The sequence below is a fragment of the Bradyrhizobium jicamae genome, from assembly GCF_001440395.1.
In the GTDB taxonomy this organism is placed as follows: Bacteria; Pseudomonadota; Alphaproteobacteria; order Rhizobiales; family Xanthobacteraceae; genus Bradyrhizobium; species Bradyrhizobium jicamae.
The window spans coordinates 42530-58011 of the sequence record NZ_LLXZ01000064.1 but is presented as its reverse complement, the minus strand read 5'-3'; the positions used below and the strand labels follow the sequence as shown (position 1 = coordinate 58011).

Genomic DNA, 15482 nt, shown 5'->3' with positions numbered 1-15482 from the left:
CAGATTAGACGTTTGAACAATTATTGACAGCGCTACCATCGGATTGCTAAAAACCGACAAACTGCGGATGATAATGACCGTTGAATTCGGCTTCCGGCATTAGAGTCGAAAAGACAGCAAGGCGCCGCCGCCCGCTTGTGGCGCCAATAACAGAACAATGAGGGGAGTGAATTCGATGTCGTCGGTACAGATTCGCGACGTGCGCAAGTCGTTCGGCAGTTTTGAAGTTTTGCACGGCGTGTCGATTCCGATCGAGGATGGCGAATTCGTCGTGCTTGTCGGCCCCTCCGGTTGCGGCAAATCGACTTTGCTGCGGATGCTCGCCGGCCTCGAGAACATCACCTCCGGCACGATTTCGATCGGCGACCGCGTGGTCAACAATGTCCAGCCCAAAGAGCGCGACATTGCCATGGTGTTCCAGAACTATGCGCTCTATCCGCATATGACCGTCGCCGACAATATGGGCTTTTCGCTCAAGCTGCGCGGCGCCAAGCAGGATGAGATCTCCACCGGCGTCAAGCGCGCCGCTGAAATCCTCGCGCTGACCCCGCTGCTCGATCGTTATCCCCGGCAGTTGTCGGGCGGCCAGCGCCAGCGCGTCGCCATGGGCCGCGCCATCGTGCGCGATCCGCAGGTGTTCCTTTTCGACGAGCCCTTGTCCAACCTCGACGCCAAGCTGCGCGTCGCGATGCGCACCGAGATCAAGGAACTGCACCAGCGGCTGAAGACCACCACGGTTTACGTCACCCACGATCAGATCGAGGCCATGACCATGGCCGACAAGATTGTCGTGATGCATGACGGCATCGTCGAGCAGATGGGCACCCCGCTCGAACTCTACGACACCCCGGCCAACCAGTTCGTCGCCGGCTTCATCGGTTCGCCGGCGATGAACTTCCTCAAGGGCAAGGTGAAGTCGAACGGCAGCGCCGGGTTCGAAGGTCCGAACGGCGTCAAGCTGCCGCTGAAATCCGCCCCCGCCAATTCCGAGGGCCAGCCGGCCGTCTACGGCGTGCGGCCCGAACATTTCACCATCGCCGATGACGGCGCCGAAGCCGAGATCGTCGTGGTCGAGCCGACCGGATCGGAAACCCAGGTCTTCGCCAAGCTTGGCGGAGAACAGGTGGTCGCCGTGTTCCGCGAGCGTCATCAATTCAATCCGGGCGACAAAATCCGGCTCAAGCCGGATCCGTCGCTCGTGCATCTGTTCGACGAGGCGACTGGCAAGCGACTGAATGGCTGACAAGAACTTAAGTGGCTGAGCAATAACTAAAAAATATTCAAAGGGAGGATGGACCATGCATGACTTTACCCGCCGCTCTCTGCTTCAGGGTGGCACGGCACTGGCGGCGACCGGCGCCTTGACCGGACCCGCACTGCTCGATTTCGCCAAGGCCTGGGCGCAGGCCTCGCCGTGGAAGGCGGAGCCCGGCGCCAAGCTCACCGTGATGCGCTGGAAGCGTTTCGTGCCGGCGGAGGACGACGCCTTCAATGCCATGGTCGCCGCTTTCAAGACCGCGACCGGCACCGAGATGAACGTCTTCTCGGAGGCGTTCGAGGACGTGCAGCCGAAAGCGTCGGTCGCCGCCAATGTCGGCTCGGGTCTCGACCTCGCTTGGGGCCTGCACACGCTGCCGCAGCTGTTCCCGACCAAGGTCCTGAAAATGAACGACGTTGCCGACTACCTCGGCAAGAAATACGGCGGATGGACCGATGCCGCTCAGAAGACCTGCATGCTGGGCAACGACTGGCTCGGCATCCCTGTCGCAACCGTCGGCGGCTATCTGACGTATCGCAAGTCCGCGGTCGACAAGGCGGGCTTCAAGGAATTCCCGACGGATTTTCCGGGCTTCCTGGAGTTGTGCAAGAAGCTCAAGGCCAACAACACCCCGGCCGGTTTCGCGCTCGGTCATGCCACCGGTGACGCCAACGCCTGGCTCGCCTGGATCCTCTGGGGCCACAATGCCTGGACCGTCGACAAGGACGACAAGGTCATCATCAACTCGCCGGAGACGATGAAAGCGCTGGAATATTGCAAAGCGCTGTCCGACACCTTCATTCCAGGCACCGCATCCTGGAATGACGGCTCGAACAACAAGGCATACCTTGCCGGCGAGTTGTACTGCACCGCCAACGGCATCTCGATCTATGTCGCCGCCAAGGACGATCCCACCAAGAAGGAACTCACCGAAGACACGTATCATGCGCTGTGGCCGGTGGGCCCGATCGGCAAGCCGACCGAGTTGCAGCTCGCGGTGCCGATCCTGGCGTTCAACTTCACGAAATATCCGAACGCCGCAAAGGCCTTTGTCGCCTTCATGCTCGAGAAGGAAAACTACGACAAGTGGCTGACGGGCGCCCGCGGCTACCTCACCCACACGCTCAACGCCTACGACGCTGCGCCAGTGTGGACCGCGGACCCGAAGAACGCGGTGTTTGCCCAGGCGAGCAAGCGCGCGCTGCCCGCCTCAGGCATCGGCAAGGTCGGCGAAAAGGCGGCGACCGCGATCGCTGACTTTATCGTCGTCGACATGTTCGCCAACTACTGCACCGGCGCCAAGGATGCCAAGACCGCCATGGCGGAAGCCGAGCGGCAGTTGAAGCGCATCTATCGCTAGAACGCGAGCGACGGGCGGCGGCTGACCGCCGCCCGTTCCAATCTCACCACGAGTGGCATCGCCCGGGAATCGGCCCATGGCTGACATTGTACTCACGCCGACCAAAGCCAAGCCGCAGCTTCGCGAAGCGACGGCGTGGGACCAGGTCAAGCACAACAGGAACTGGCTCGGTTTCTGGTTCATGGTGCCAGCGATGGGGTTCCTGATCTTTTTCCTGGCCTACCCCCTCGGGCTCGGCATCTGGCTCTCGCTCACCGATACCAAGATCGGTCGGGTCGGGCAGTTCATCGGTATCGAGAACTACGAGTGGCTGTGGGACGATGCGATCTTCTGGCTCTCGGTCACCAATACGCTGCTCTACACGTTTGTCGCCAGTGCCATCAAATTTGGCATCGGCCTCTATCTCGCGCTGCTCCTGAACGAGAACTTGCCATTCAAGGCGATGCTGCGTGCAGCGGTGCTGATCCCCTTCATCGTGCCGACCGTGCTGTCGGCACTGGCCTTCTGGTGGATTTTCGATTCTCAGTTCTCGATCATCTCCTGGTCGCTGAAACATCTCGGCATCATCGACTACAACATCAATTTCCTGGGCGACACCACGTGGGCGCGTATCTGCGTGATCTTCGCCAACATCTGGCGTGGCGTGCCGTTCGTCGCGATCACGCTGCTCGCCGGCTTGCAGACGGTGTCGCCTTCGCTCTACGAGGCGGCGACACTCGACGGTGCAACACGCTGGCAGATGTTCCGCCACATCACCTATCCCTTGCTCACCCCGATCATCGCGGTCGTGATGACCTTCTCGGTGCTGTTCACTTTCACCGACTTCCAGTTGATCTGGGCGATGACCCGTGGCGGTCCGGTGAACTCGACGCACCTGATGGCGACCTTGTCCTACCAGCGGGCGATCATCGCCGGCCAACTGGGCGAAGGCGCCGCGATTTCCAGCGCCATGATTCCGTTCCTGCTCGCCGCCATCATGGTTTCCTGGTTCGGCTTGCAGCGGCGCAAGTGGCAGCAGGGAGAAAACAATGACTGATCTCCCGACCACGCGTATCGATCTCAAGGGCGTGCTGTCGGCTTCGGCGCCGACGGTTGCAAAGGAAGACCACAGCGAGGGCATGAGCTATCTGCAGTCGGTGCCGCGCCGGCTGGTGACGCTCTATTTGCCGCTGTTGATCATCGTCGTTGTCCTGCTGTTCCCGTTCTACTGGATGGCGCTTACGGCCGTGAAGCCGGATGCGCAGCTCCTCGACATGGAAACCTACAATCCGTTCTGGACCTGGGAGCCGACCTTCAAGCACTTCTACAAGCTGTTGTTTGAGAGCTACTATCCGCGGTGGCTGTGGAACACGATGTATGTCGCGGTCGGCGCCACCATCCTGTCGATTATCGCTAGCGTGCTCGCGGCCTATGCCATCGTGCGGCTGCGCTACAAGGGTGCCAATCTCGTCGGTGGCCTGATCTTCCTTGCCTACCTCGTGCCGCCGTCGATCCTGTTCATTCCGCTTGCCACTGTCGTGTTCCAGTACGGGCTGTTCGACTCGCCGCTCGCGCTGATCCTGACCTATCCGACGATCCTGATCCCGTTCTCGACCTGGCTGCTGATGGGCTATTTCAAGACCATCCCGTTCGAGCTGGAAGAGTGTGCGCTGATCGACGGTGCCAGCCGCTGGCAGATCCTGATCAAGATCGTGCTGCCGCTGGCGATCCCCGGGCTGATCTCGGCGTTCATCTTCTGCTTCACATTGTGCTGGAACGAGTTCATCTACGCGCTGACGTTCCTGCAATCGACCTCCAACAAGACGGTGCCGGTCGCGATCGTCAACGAGTTCGTCGATGGCGACGTCTATCGCTGGGGCTCGCTGATGGCGGGCGCGCTGGCGGGCTCTTTGCCGCTCGTCATCCTTTACGCCTTCTTCGTCGAGCACTATGTGTCGGCCATGACGGGAGCCGTGAAAGAGTGAGCGCTTCAAGGCCCGTATCTGACATCATCTCTTGACGCGTTTTCTTCACGCGAACCGATTCCCACTTCGCCTGAAAACGCTATAGAAGGCCAAAAAAAGGAGACGGGTCTTGCACGTTCTGATTCTCGGCGCCGCCGGCATGGTTGGCCGCAAGTTGACCGACCGCCTGCTGCGCGACGGCCGCCTCGGCAAGCACGCCATCACCCGCATGACGTTGCAGGACGTGGTGGCGCCCGCCAAGCCTGCCAACGCGTCGATCCCGATCCAGGTCGTGTCTTCCGATTTTGCCAATGCCGGCGCGGCGGCGCCGCTGATCGCACACCGGCCGGAGGTGATCTTTCATCTCGCCGCCATCGTCTCCGGCGAGGCGGAAGCCGAATTCGACAAGGGCTACCGCATCAATCTCGACGGCACCCGCCATCTGATCGATGCCATCCGTCACGCCGGTGGCGGCTACAAGCCGCGGCTGGTGTTCACGTCCTCGATTGCGGTGTTCGGCGCGCCGTTCCCGGAAAAGATCGGCGACGAATTCTTTCATACGCCGCTGACGAGCTACGGCACGCAGAAATCGATCTGCGAACTCCTGATCAACGACTACACCCGCAAGGGCCTGCTCGACGGCATCAGCATTCGCCTGCCGACGATCTGTGTGCGTCCGGGCAAGCCGAACAAGGCGGCTTCCGGCTTCTTCTCCAACATCATCCGCGAGCCGCTGGCGGGCGAGGAGGCCATCTTGCCGGTGTCCGAGGATGTCCGGCACTGGCACGCCTCGCCGAAATCGGCGGTCGGCTTTCTGGTCCACGCCGGCACCATGGATCTCGACGCGATGGGCCCGCGGCGCAATCTCAGCATGCCCGGCATGTCCGTGACTGTCGGCGAACAGATCGCCGCGCTCGACCGCGTCGCCGGCAAGAACGTCACCGCGCGCATCAAGCGCGTGCCCGATCCGACCATCATCAGTATTGTATCGGGCTGGCCGCGCGATTTTTCCACCGACCGCGCGCTCAAGCTCGGCTTCACCACCGCCGAGAAGACGTTCGACGACATCATCCGGATCCACATCGAGGATGAACTCGGCGGCAAGTTCGCAGGCTGACGTGGCTTCACGTTTCCCAGCGTGGATGCGGTCATGAGCAGGGTAGCCTGCATCGGCGAATGCATGGTCGAGCTGAAGCAGGCCGATGGCGGCCTGTTTTCGCGCGGCTATGGCGGCGACACGCTCAATACCGCCGTCTATCTCGCCCGCCTTGGCGCCGGCGTCGATTACATCACCGCGCTTGGCGACGACAGCCTTAGCGAGGAGATGATCGCGGGTTGGGCGGCCGAGGGGGTCGGCACCGCCAGCGTGGCGCGGCTGGCCGGCAAGCTGCCGGGCCTCTACATGATCCAGACCGACGACAAGGGCGAACGCCGGTTCTTCCACTGGCGCGACAGCGCCGCGGCGCGCAGCCTGATGGATTTGCCGCAGACGCCGGAGATCCTGGATTCGTTGGCGAGCTATGACGTCATCTATCTCTCCGCGATCACGCTGTCGCTCTATGGCGGGGAGGGCCGGGCGCGGCTGTTTGGGGCGCTAAGAAGCGCGCGTGAAGCCGGCGCGCGGTTCGCCTTCGATACCAATTTCCGGGCGCGCGGCTGGCCCGACCTCGACGTCGCCCGCGACGTTTTCCGCGAGGCCTTTGCCACGGCCGATATCGTGCTGGCCTCCACGGAGGATTTGCTGCCGCTCTATCCGGGTGTAACCAACGAAACCTTGCTGGCGCGGATTCCCGGGGCTGAGGTGGTGTTGAAGCTTTCCGAGCCGGCGAGCATCGTGCGCCTGGAAGGCGTTCCTTATCCGATCAAGGCGAAGCCGGTGGAGGAGCCCGTCGTAGATACGACGGCGGCCGGCGACAGCTTTGCGGCCGCCTACGTGGCCGCGCGCCTCGTGGGTGCGGATCCGATTGAGGCCGCCCGGGCGGGGCATCGTCTGGCTGGCGTTGTGGTATGCCATCCCGGTGCAATTATCCCGCGTGCGGCGATGCCGCCGGGGCTCATCCCGAACCACGCCAATTCTCGCAAGGCATCGCCATGACCGCAGCCACAAGGCAGGAAAAACTCGCCGCCATCTTCAAGTCCGCCACCGTCATCCCCGTGCTCACCATCGAACGGCTGGAAGATGCGGTGCCGCTGGCGCGCGCGCTGGTGGCCGGCGGGGTGCGCGTGCTGGAAGTCACCCTGCGGACGCCGGTCGCCGCCGACGCCGCCAAGGCCATGATCGCGGAGGTGCCGGACGCCATCGTCGGCATCGGCACGATCCTCAACGGCGACGATCTGGCACGCGCGAAGGCGCTCGGGGCCAAATTCGGCATCAGCCCGGGCGCAACGCCAGAGCTTTTGAAGGCTGCCGCCGCAAGCGACCTGCCGTTTGCCCCGGGGATCGCGACCGCTTCCGAGCTGATGCAGGCGCTGGCGGCCGGCTTCGATCTCGTGAAATTCTTTCCCGCCGAGCAGGCCGGCGGTATCAAGGCACTTCGGGCGCTGGCGGGACCGTTCCCGAACATCAGGGTGTGTCCAACCGGCGGCATCGGCGAGGCCAACGCGGCGTCCTGGCTGGCCGAGCCGAACGTAGTGGCGGTCGGCGGTTCCTGGATCTGCCCGGCAGCGGATATACGGGCCGGCAATTGGGCCGGCATAACCGCCATGTGCCAGCGCACCCTGAAATCGCTGAAACCGGCGTGAAGTCTTTTTCCCGATAGGCTACAAGGGCTTCAGAACCGGAACAGGGAGAACGACCATGACAGCCAGCATCGTCGGATGGGCGCACACGCCATTCGGCAAGTTCGACGCCGAAACCGTCGAAAGCCTCGTGGTGAAGGTTGCGACCGACGCGCTGGCCGACGCCGGTATCTCAGCCGAAGACGTCGACGAGATCGTGCTTGGGCATTTCAATGCTGGCTTCTCGCCGCAGGATTTTACCGCCTCGCTCGTGCTGCAGGCCGATCCCAAGCTGCGTTTCAAGCCGACAACCCGTGTTGAGAACGCCTGCGCCACCGGTACGGCGGCGGTGCATCAGGGCATTCGGGCAATCGCCTCGGGCGCGGCCAGGATTGTGCTGGTGGTCGGCGTCGAGCAGATGACGCGGACGCCCTCGGCCGATATCGGGCGCTATCTCCTGAAGGCGTCCTATCTGCCCGAGGATGGCGACACCGTCGGCGGCTTCGCCGGCGTATTCGGCAAGATCGCGCATGGCTATTTCCAGAAATATGGCGACCAGTCGGACGCTCTGGCGATGATCGCGGCCAAGAACCACAAGAACGGCGTCGCCAATCCCTATGCGCAGATGCGCAAGGATTTCGGCTTCGAGTTCTGCCGTTCCGAGAGCGAGAAGAACCCCTATGTCGCTGGCCCGCTGAAACGCACGGACTGTTCGCTGGTGTCTGATGGCGCGGCGGCGCTGGTGCTGACCGATAGGGAGACCGCGAAGGCCATGGGCAAGGCGGTGAACTTCCGCGCCACCGCGCATGCGCAGGATTTCCTGCCGATGTCCAAGCGCGACATCCTGCAGTTCGAAGGCTGCACGGTCGCCTGGCAACGCGCGCTGGCGCAGGCCGGCGTGCAGCTCACCGATCTCTCCTTTGTCGAAACGCACGATTGCTTCACGGTCGCCGAACTGATCGAATATGAAGCGATGGGCCTGACGCCGCGCGGGCAGGGCGCCCGTGCGATCAAGGAAGGCTGGACGCTGAAGGACGGCAAGCTGCCGGTCAATCCATCCGGCGGCCTGAAGGCCAAGGGCCACCCGATCGGCGCCACCGGCGTCTCCATGCATGTGATGAGCGCGATGCAACTCGCCGGCCAGGCGCCCGAGGGCATGCAGCTCAAGAACCCGAAGCTTGCGGGCATCTTCAACATGGGTGGCGCGGCGGTGGCCAATTACGTCTCCGTACTGGAGCCCGCAAAGTAGCCGCGAATGTGCTACCGTAGGGTAGGCAAAGGCGCAGTTGCGCCGTGCCCACCATGAGTACCGCGAGATGAGGCCGGTGGGCGTCACTTTGCCCACCCTACAATTTCCGGAGCGTACATCATGAGCAACGAAAGTTCGTTGTCATCGGCAGAACTGAACAACCGGATCAGAATTCTGGAAGACAATATCCGGCAGTTGATCGAACAGGCTGCCGCCGCCTCCGGCGAACAGAACGAAGCGCGCATCGCCGACCGCCTCCACCAGCAGAATGAAGAGCTGGAACGCCTGACCCGGGAGCGCGACGCCAGATCCAAGCCGCCGACGACATAGCCGCCGCCATCGCGCATACGGCCATACGCTGAGCGCGCCTTGATCTTCGCAAGCGCCTGCCGTTACTTGGTTCCCACAACAATGCGGCCGGCGATGGCCGCTAAGCGGGAGCAAGCTGATCCATGGGACCATTGGCGGGCATCAAGGTCATCGACATGACGACCGTGCTGATGGGGCCCTATGCAACCCAGACGCTCGGCGATTACGGCGCCGACGTCATCAAGGTTGAATCGCTCGACGGCGACGTGACGCGGCAGATCGGGCCGACGCGCCATCCCGGCATGGGACCGGTGTTCCTCAACACCAACCGCAGCAAGCGCTCCATCTGCCTCGACCTGAAGAAACCGGCCGGGCGCGACGCGGTGCTGCGGCTGATCAAATCCGCCGACGTGCTGGTCTACAATGTGCGCCCGCAGGCGATGGCGCGGCTGAACCTCGGCTACGACGTGGTGTCGCAAGTCAATCCGCGCCTGATCTATGCCGGCGTGTTCGGTTTCGGCCAGGACGGCCCCTATGCGGCAAAGCCCGCCTATGACGATCTGATCCAGGGCGCAACCGCACTTCCGGCGCTGATGGCGCAGACGGCCGACGGCGTGCCGCGCTACGTTCCCAATGCGCTGGTCGACCGCATCGTCGGATTGACTGCGGTGGGTGCGATCTGCGCCAGCCTGGTCGACCGTGACCGTACCGGGCGCGGCCAGCGCGTCGACATCCCGATGTTCGAAACCATGGCCGGCTTCGTGATGGGCGACCACATGGGCGGCCTCACCTATGAGCCGCCGCTCGACAAGGGCGGCTACGCCCGTCATTTGTCGCCGGACCGCCGTCCCTACAAGACGTCAGATGGCTATATCTGCGTGATCGTCTACAACGACAAGCAGTGGCAGAACTTCTTCGATGCTACTGGACGAGAGGATCTTCGCGTTCACCCGAAATTTGCGACCTTCGCCGGCCGCGCCGCCAATATCGATACGGTTTATGCCGAGCTGGCGCGCATCCTCGAGACCAAGACCACCGCCGAGTGGACCGCGATCCTCGAGAAAGCCGATGTGCCTGTTATGCCGATGCACGATCTCGAAAGCCTGCTCGGCGATCCCCACATCGTCGCGACGAAGTTCTTTCCGGTCGTCAAGCATCCGACCGAGGGCCGCATTCGCAACATGAGGCCATCGACGCGGTTTTCCGAAACGCCGGTTGAAACAAAGCGGTTGGCGCCGCGCCTGAGCGAGCACAGCGCCGAAATTCTGCAAGAGGCCGGCTTCACGCCGGATGAAATCGCAAGCCTGGTTCGCGAAGGCGTTACCAAGGCCGTACCAAACACGTAGGACGGACATATGGATTTTGCGCTATCCGCCAACCAGGAATCGATCCGTGACGCGGTCGGAAAGATCTGCTCGCGTTTCGACGATGCCTATTGGCTAAAGAAGGACAAGGAAGGCGGCTATCCCGCCGACTTCCACCGCGCGCTGGCGGATGCCGGCTGGCTCGGCATCTGCATTCCCGAGGAATATGGCGGGGCAGGGCTCGGCATCACCGACGCCGCAATCATGATGCGGACGATTTCGGAATCGGGCGCCGGCATGTCCGGTGCCTCCGCCGTTCATATGAACGTGTTCGGGCTCAATCCCGTCGTCGTGTTCGGCACCAAGGAGCAGTGCACGCGGATGTTGCCGCCGATCATCGACGGTCGCGACAAGTCGTGCTTTGCCGTGACCGAACCCAATACCGGGCTCAACACCACGCAACTGAAGACACGCGCGGTGCGCAAGGGCGACAAATACGTCGTCAACGGCCAGAAGGTCTGGATTTCCACCGCGCAGGTCGCCAACAAGATTTTGCTTTTGGCGCGCACCACGCCGCTCGAAGAGGTGAAGAACCCGACCCACGGCCTGAGCCTGTTCTACACCGATTTCGACAAGCAGCGCGTCACCGTGCACGAGATCGAAAAGATGGGCCGCAAGCCCGTCGATTCAAACGAATTGTTTTTCGAGAATTTTGAAATCCCGGTGGAAGATCGTCTCGGCGAGGAAGGCCGCGGCTTCGAATATATCCTGCACGGCATGAATCCGGAGCGCATCCTGATCGCGGCCGAAGCGGTGGGGTTGGGCCAGGTTGCGCTGTCGCGGGCCGCCGCCTATGCGAAGAACCGCATCGTGTTCAATCGCCCGATCGGCATGAATCAAGGTATCCAGCATCCGCTGGCGAAGAACTGGATGGAGCTGGAAGCCGCGTGGCTGATGGTGCTCTCCGCCGGCTGGCAATACGACCAGGGCATGCAATGCGGCCGGCCGCCAATGCTGCGAAATATCTCGCGGCGGAAGCCGGCTTCCACGCCTGCGAGCAGGCGGTGATGACGCATGGTGGCTTCGGTTACGCCAAGGAATATCACGTCGAGCGTTACTTGCGGGAATCGCTGATCCCGCGCATCGCCCCGATCAGCCCGCAGCTCATTCTCAGTTTTATCGCGGAGAAGGTGCTGAGTCTGCCGAAGTCGTATTGAAGATGACTGAGCTCTAACGTCGTTCCGGGGCGATGCGAAGCATCGAACCCGGAACCTCGAGATTCCGAGTTCGCGTCTGCGACGCGCCCCGGATGACGAAGAGGGAACCGGAACAACCATGAGCTTCATCACCGGCGTTGGACTGACGTCCTATGGCAAGCATGAAGGCTCGTCCTCGCTCGATCTCATGAGCAAGGCCGCTGAGACAGCCATTGCCGATGCCGGGCTGAAGCGCTCCGAGGTCGACGGCATTCTCTGCGGCTATTCCACGGTCTCGCCGCACATCATGCTGGCGACCGTATTCGCTGAACATTTCGGCATTCAGCCGTCCTATGCCCACGCCGTGCAGGTCGGCGGCGCCACCGGGCTTGCGATGACGATGCTGGCGCATCATCTAGTCGATGCCGGCGTGGCAAGACATGTGCTGGTGGTCGGCGGCGAAAACCGTCTCACCGGGCAAAGCCGCGACGCCTCGATCCAGGCGCTGGCGCAGGTCGGCCATCCCGACTACGAGGTGAGCCTGGGGCCGACGATCCCCGCCTATTACGGCCTCGTCGCCTCGCGCTACATGCATGAGTATGGCGTCACCCAGGAAGACCTCGCCGAATTTGCGGTGCTGATGCGCTCGCACGCGATGACCCATCCCGGCGCGCAATTTCACGAACCGATCACCGTCGCCGATGTGATGGCCTCAAAACCGGTGGCGATGCCGCTCAAGCTTTTGGACTGCTGCCCGGTGTCCGACGGCGGCGCGGCGTTCGTGGTCAGCCGCGAGCCGACCTCCGCGACCGGCATTCGCGTGCGCGGCTGCGCGCAGGCACACACCCACCAGCACGTCACCGCCGCGCCGGCCTTGAGCGAACTCGGCGCCGAGATCGCGATTGCCAAGGCGAAGGCCGCCTCGGGCGTCGCGATATCGGATGTGCGCTACGCTGCGGTCTACGATAGTTTCACCATCACGCTGGCGATGCTCCTAGAAGACCTCGGCCTTGCCGGGCGCGGCGAGGCAGCGGCGCGGGTGCGGGCAGGGCATTTCGGCCGCGACGGCGCCATGCCGCTCAACACCCATGGCGGCCTGTTGAGCTATGGCCATTGCGGCGTCGGCGGCGCGATGGCGCATCTGGTCGAGACGCATCTGCAGATGACCGGGCGTGCCGGTCCCCGGCAGGTCCGCGATGCCTCGATTGCGCTATTGCACGGCGACGGTGGCGTGCTGTCGTCGCATGTCAGCATGTTCCTGGAGCGGGTGCGATGAGCGACAAGTCAGCGGACTGGACCAAGGGCGCCGAGGCCATCGTCTATCAATCCTGCCCGGCCTGCGGGAACGTACAGTATTTCCGCCGCAACTTCTGCGCCGCCTGTGGCGCGCCGGATCCGGCACAGAAGCAAGCAAGCGGAATCGCGACTGTCTATGCGACCTCGCTGGTGTGCCGTGCGGCGACGCCGGAGACGCGCGCGCATGTTCCCTATAACATCGTGCTGGTCGATACAGTGGAGGGTTTTCGCATGATGGCGCATGGCGACAACGATCTCGCCATCGGCGATGCGGTCATCGCAAGCTATCGGCCGTTTGCTGGAAAGCTGATCCCGTATTTCGAGAAGACGAAGTGACGTGTTCAGACACAATGCTCACGCAACGAAGCAACCCAGAATTACGCGGAACGGGTGAAAAATCTGAGTGCTTCGACGCGTCAACATTCAGTGCCAGTAGAACACAACGCTGGCGATAACGAGCATTGCTGATACCGCCAACATCTGCGCGAGCGCTTCCGAGGCCGCCTTCCTGGTGGCTTCCTTCATGCCTAACTCCCTAGACTTGGGCATGAGTCATCCTTGCCCGTGAAGGCCTGATGAGCTCAGTTTGGTTTTACTCGGAACACCCCGCGCGACGAGTATTCGCTCTTTTGAGTCCCCACTCAGCGAATATCGACAGTCCCGAGAATCGACCAGCATTGAGGCGGCAATTTGTCTCGCTCGCAGCCGGTTTGTGCGCGAGAAAGGGAGTTTTTTGGCGCGGATCTAAGGGCTTGGGTGCTGGCTCGAACCCGCGGCGGCCGCGTTTCGACGGTTGATCGGGCTCCTGCTGCGGTGCATGATCCCTCTGTCAGCAAATCAGAAAAGTGCAAAGCCCAAGGTGAAGTAATGGCCCGCATTGAATATAGCGATCCTGCCAAGCACAACGATCGCACCCGAGAACTGCTCGGCAAAAACCGCAATGCGAACATCTTCCGGATGATGGCGCATTCGCCGAGCTATCTCGAACAGTATTGCCGGCTCGGCGGAGCGATCAGACACAAGGGCGAACTGGACCCGATCGTGCGCGAACTCGCCATCACCCGCACCGGCATCCTGTGCGAGTCGCCTTACGAAATCGTCGCCCACAAGCGGATCGGCAAGAATGTCGGTGTTACCGACGAGCAGAACGAGGCGCTGGAGAACTGGGAATCGGCAACGTGCTTCAACGACGTGCAGCGCGCCGCGCTGGCGTTCACTGATGAAATCGTCAAACGTCACAAGCCGACGGAGGCGACCTTCAGCGCGATTGCCGCCAAGCTGAGCCCGGCCGCATTGATCGAACTGCAGCTCTCGGTCGGCTTTTACATCATGACGTCGAAGTTTCTGGAAACGTTTGCCGTCGATCTCCAACCGGTGACGGAAGTGGTGGGCTGAACAGCCACTGTTCCGCGAAGACGGGCCTCAATTCGCAGGCCCGTATCGGCGCAGCGCCTCCAGCGTCAGCCCCTTGCCGACGGCGCCGAAGATGTCGCCTTCGACGATGCGGGCCGACGGCACGGCCTTGGTGATCGCCTTCTGGACGTGGGCGAGCTTTACGGAACCGCCGGTCAGGAAAACGGAATCGATATCGCCGGCGGCAAGGCCGGCCTGAACCAGGCAGTTCCTGATACGTGCAGCGATGCGATCGGCCAACTGTTTTGTGTGGTTGACGAGATCGGGGCGGCCGATGTCAGCGCTGAGGCCGGGAGCGACCCATTCCAGGGAAATGTCCGCGCGCGGTTTCTCGGAGAGCGCGATCTTGGCATCCTCGACTTCCATCGCCAGCGTATGGCCGCGCTGTTCGTGGATCACGCGGATCAGCCGGTCGAGAAGTTCCGGCCGGCTCGCCTGCTGGCGGACCTGCCGGATATCGGTCATCACGCGCGACTCATACATGCGGTTGATGCTCGACCAGGTGGCGAGGTCGTGAAAATAGCTCGACGGCACGTCAAGCCCGGCACGCTTCATGGCGCTGCGGAATCCGAACAGCGGCATGACGACGCCGAGGCTGAGCTGACGGTCGAAATCGGTGCCGCCGATCCGCACGCCGTCATTGGCGAGGATATCGGCCGCACGATCGGCCTTGCCATGACGCTCGGGCCCCAGGCGCACGATCGAAAAATCCGACGTGCCGCCGCCGATATCGGCGATCAATGCGAGTTCCTCGGATGCGATCTGCCGCTCATAGTCGAGAGCCGCCGCAATCGGCTCGAACTGAAACGTGACCTCTTCGAAGCCCGCTCCCATTGCGATCGACCGCAGGGTTTCCTCGGCCTTGCGGTCGGCGTCCGGCGCATTGTCGACGAAATGCACGGGGCGGCCATGGACGACACGGCGCAGTTCGCGGCTAGTTGCCTGTTCCGCGCGGCGTTTGACCGCACCGACATAATAGGCAATCACGTCGCGGAAGCCGACCCGGGCGCGTCCGAGCCGGGTGGTTTCCTCGATCAGCGAGGTGCCGAGCACCGATTTCAGGCTGCGCATCAGCCGGCCGGCCGTGCCTTCGACATAGGCCTCCATGGCCCTGCGGCCGATCAGGACGTTGCCATTCGGCTCATAGAAGATCGCACTGGGAATCGTGGTGTGGGCCGCCTCGAGCGGCGCCAGCGCGGGCGCCCGGCCATCAATGGTGCCGAGCGTCGTGTTCGACGTTCCGAAATCAAGGCCGCAGATCGACATGGGAGGCTCCGGGAGGGAGCGCCCGTTTACACATTACGAGGCCATCAATCCACCCTTATCTCGGCGTGTTTTTCCTGTGATTCCCGGGTGCCCAGGGTCGACCGACAGGGCCGATCCACAGATCAATTTCTTTCGTGCGGCGGGTTGGCAAATCAATCCGAGATGGTTCA

Annotated in this window: 14 protein-coding genes and 1 pseudogene; 14 read left to right on the top strand and 1 reads right to left on the bottom strand. The window is 62.5% G+C overall.

What is annotated here, in order from left to right; genetic code table 11:
* Positions 1-175: 175 nt before the first annotated feature.
* The 14 genes and pseudogenes from CQ12_RS10535 to CQ12_RS10470 all read left to right on the top strand — a co-directional run bounded on the left by CQ12_RS10535 (position 176) and on the right by CQ12_RS10470 (position 14028).
* Positions 176-1243 carry an ABC transporter ATP-binding protein gene (locus CQ12_RS10535; RefSeq protein ID WP_057835240.1) on the top strand — a complete coding sequence of 356 codons (1068 nt, stop codon included), beginning with the start codon at positions 176-178 and terminating at the stop codon, positions 1241-1243.
* 55 nt (positions 1244-1298) lie between these two features.
* On the top strand, positions 1299-2618 hold the full coding sequence (locus tag CQ12_RS10530) for an ABC transporter substrate-binding protein (protein WP_057835239.1): 1320 nt from the start codon (positions 1299-1301) through the stop codon (positions 2616-2618).
* Between the two features lie 76 nt (positions 2619-2694).
* Positions 2695-3654, top strand: a complete 960-nt coding sequence (locus CQ12_RS10525; protein WP_057835238.1) for a carbohydrate ABC transporter permease — start codon at positions 2695-2697, stop codon at positions 3652-3654.
* Positions 3647-4582, top strand: coding sequence for a carbohydrate ABC transporter permease (locus tag CQ12_RS10520; RefSeq protein ID WP_057835237.1), 936 nt, complete (start codon positions 3647-3649; stop codon positions 4580-4582). Before CQ12_RS10525 ends, CQ12_RS10520 begins: the two co-directional genes overlap by 8 nt.
* A gap of 109 nt (positions 4583-4691) precedes the next feature.
* Positions 4692-5678, top strand: coding sequence for a D-erythronate dehydrogenase (gene denD, locus CQ12_RS10515; protein ID WP_057835236.1), 987 nt, complete (start codon positions 4692-4694; stop codon positions 5676-5678).
* A gap of 33 nt (positions 5679-5711) precedes the next feature.
* Positions 5712-6656, top strand: coding sequence for a sugar kinase (locus tag CQ12_RS10510; protein ID WP_057835235.1), 945 nt, complete (start codon positions 5712-5714; stop codon positions 6654-6656).
* Positions 6653-7303 (top strand): bifunctional 4-hydroxy-2-oxoglutarate aldolase/2-dehydro-3-deoxy-phosphogluconate aldolase, encoded by a 651-nt coding sequence (eda, locus tag CQ12_RS10505; RefSeq protein ID WP_057835234.1) that lies wholly within the window; start codon positions 6653-6655, stop codon positions 7301-7303. Before CQ12_RS10510 ends, eda begins: the two co-directional genes overlap by 4 nt.
* A 55-nt stretch (positions 7304-7358) precedes the next feature.
* Positions 7359-8528, top strand: coding sequence for an acetyl-CoA acetyltransferase (locus CQ12_RS10500; RefSeq protein WP_057835233.1), 1170 nt, complete (start codon positions 7359-7361; stop codon positions 8526-8528).
* A 120-nt stretch (positions 8529-8648) separates the two neighbouring features.
* Positions 8649-8858, top strand: a complete 210-nt coding sequence (locus CQ12_RS10495; protein WP_057835232.1) for a hypothetical protein — start codon at positions 8649-8651, stop codon at positions 8856-8858.
* 122 nt (positions 8859-8980) lie between these two features.
* Positions 8981-10183, top strand: a complete 1203-nt coding sequence (locus tag CQ12_RS10490) for a CaiB/BaiF CoA transferase family protein (protein WP_057835231.1) — start codon at positions 8981-8983, stop codon at positions 10181-10183.
* 9 nt (positions 10184-10192) lie between these two features.
* Positions 10193-11358 (top strand): annotated as a pseudogene (locus CQ12_RS10485) (acyl-CoA dehydrogenase family protein).
* Between the two features lie 118 nt (positions 11359-11476).
* Positions 11477-12613: a thiolase family protein gene (locus CQ12_RS10480; protein WP_057835230.1), complete on the top strand. Its 1137-nt coding sequence runs from the start codon at positions 11477-11479 to the stop codon at positions 12611-12613.
* Complete coding sequence (locus CQ12_RS10475; RefSeq protein WP_057835229.1) at positions 12610-12969, top strand: Zn-ribbon domain-containing OB-fold protein; 360 nt, start codon at positions 12610-12612, stop codon at positions 12967-12969. Before CQ12_RS10480 ends, CQ12_RS10475 begins: the two co-directional genes overlap by 4 nt.
* A gap of 531 nt (positions 12970-13500) precedes the next feature.
* The gene (locus CQ12_RS10470; protein WP_057835228.1) at positions 13501-14028 is read left to right on the top strand and encodes a carboxymuconolactone decarboxylase family protein; all 528 of its coding nucleotides are present in this window, start codon (positions 13501-13503) and stop codon (positions 14026-14028) included.
* A 27-nt stretch (positions 14029-14055) separates the two neighbouring features.
* On the opposite strand, the gene CQ12_RS10465 is transcribed toward CQ12_RS10470, so the two are convergent.
* Positions 14056-15312, bottom strand: a complete 1257-nt coding sequence (locus CQ12_RS10465; protein ID WP_057835227.1) for an Hsp70 family protein — start codon at positions 15310-15312, stop codon at positions 14056-14058.
* Positions 15313-15482: the final 170 nt, after the last annotated feature.

Excerpts from the sequence above, each read along its gene's own strand:
- CQ12_RS10535 (WP_057835240.1), top strand. The coding sequence starts at position 176 with ATGTCGTCGGTACAGATTCGCGACGTGCGCAAGTCGTTCGGCAGTTTT.
- CQ12_RS10530 (WP_057835239.1), top strand. The coding sequence starts at position 1,299 with ATGCATGACTTTACCCGCCGCTCTCTGCTTCAGGGTGGCACGGCACTG.
- CQ12_RS10525 (WP_057835238.1), top strand. The coding sequence starts at position 2,695 with ATGGCTGACATTGTACTCACGCCGACCAAAGCCAAGCCGCAGCTTCGC.
- CQ12_RS10520 (WP_057835237.1), top strand. The coding sequence starts at position 3,647 with ATGACTGATCTCCCGACCACGCGTATCGATCTCAAGGGCGTGCTGTCG.
- CQ12_RS10510 (WP_057835235.1), top strand. The coding sequence starts at position 5,712 with ATGAGCAGGGTAGCCTGCATCGGCGAATGCATGGTCGAGCTGAAGCAG.
- eda (WP_057835234.1), top strand. The coding sequence starts at position 6,653 with ATGACCGCAGCCACAAGGCAGGAAAAACTCGCCGCCATCTTCAAGTCC.
- CQ12_RS10500 (WP_057835233.1), top strand. The coding sequence starts at position 7,359 with ATGACAGCCAGCATCGTCGGATGGGCGCACACGCCATTCGGCAAGTTC.
- CQ12_RS10495 (WP_057835232.1), top strand. The coding sequence starts at position 8,649 with ATGAGCAACGAAAGTTCGTTGTCATCGGCAGAACTGAACAACCGGATC.
- CQ12_RS10490 (WP_057835231.1), top strand. The coding sequence starts at position 8,981 with ATGGGACCATTGGCGGGCATCAAGGTCATCGACATGACGACCGTGCTG.
- CQ12_RS10480 (WP_057835230.1), top strand. The coding sequence starts at position 11,477 with ATGAGCTTCATCACCGGCGTTGGACTGACGTCCTATGGCAAGCATGAA.
- CQ12_RS10475 (WP_057835229.1), top strand. The coding sequence starts at position 12,610 with ATGAGCGACAAGTCAGCGGACTGGACCAAGGGCGCCGAGGCCATCGTC.
- CQ12_RS10470 (WP_057835228.1), top strand. The coding sequence starts at position 13,501 with ATGGCCCGCATTGAATATAGCGATCCTGCCAAGCACAACGATCGCACC.
- CQ12_RS10465 (WP_057835227.1), bottom strand. The coding sequence starts at position 15,312 with ATGTCGATCTGCGGCCTTGATTTCGGAACGTCGAACACGACGCTCGGC.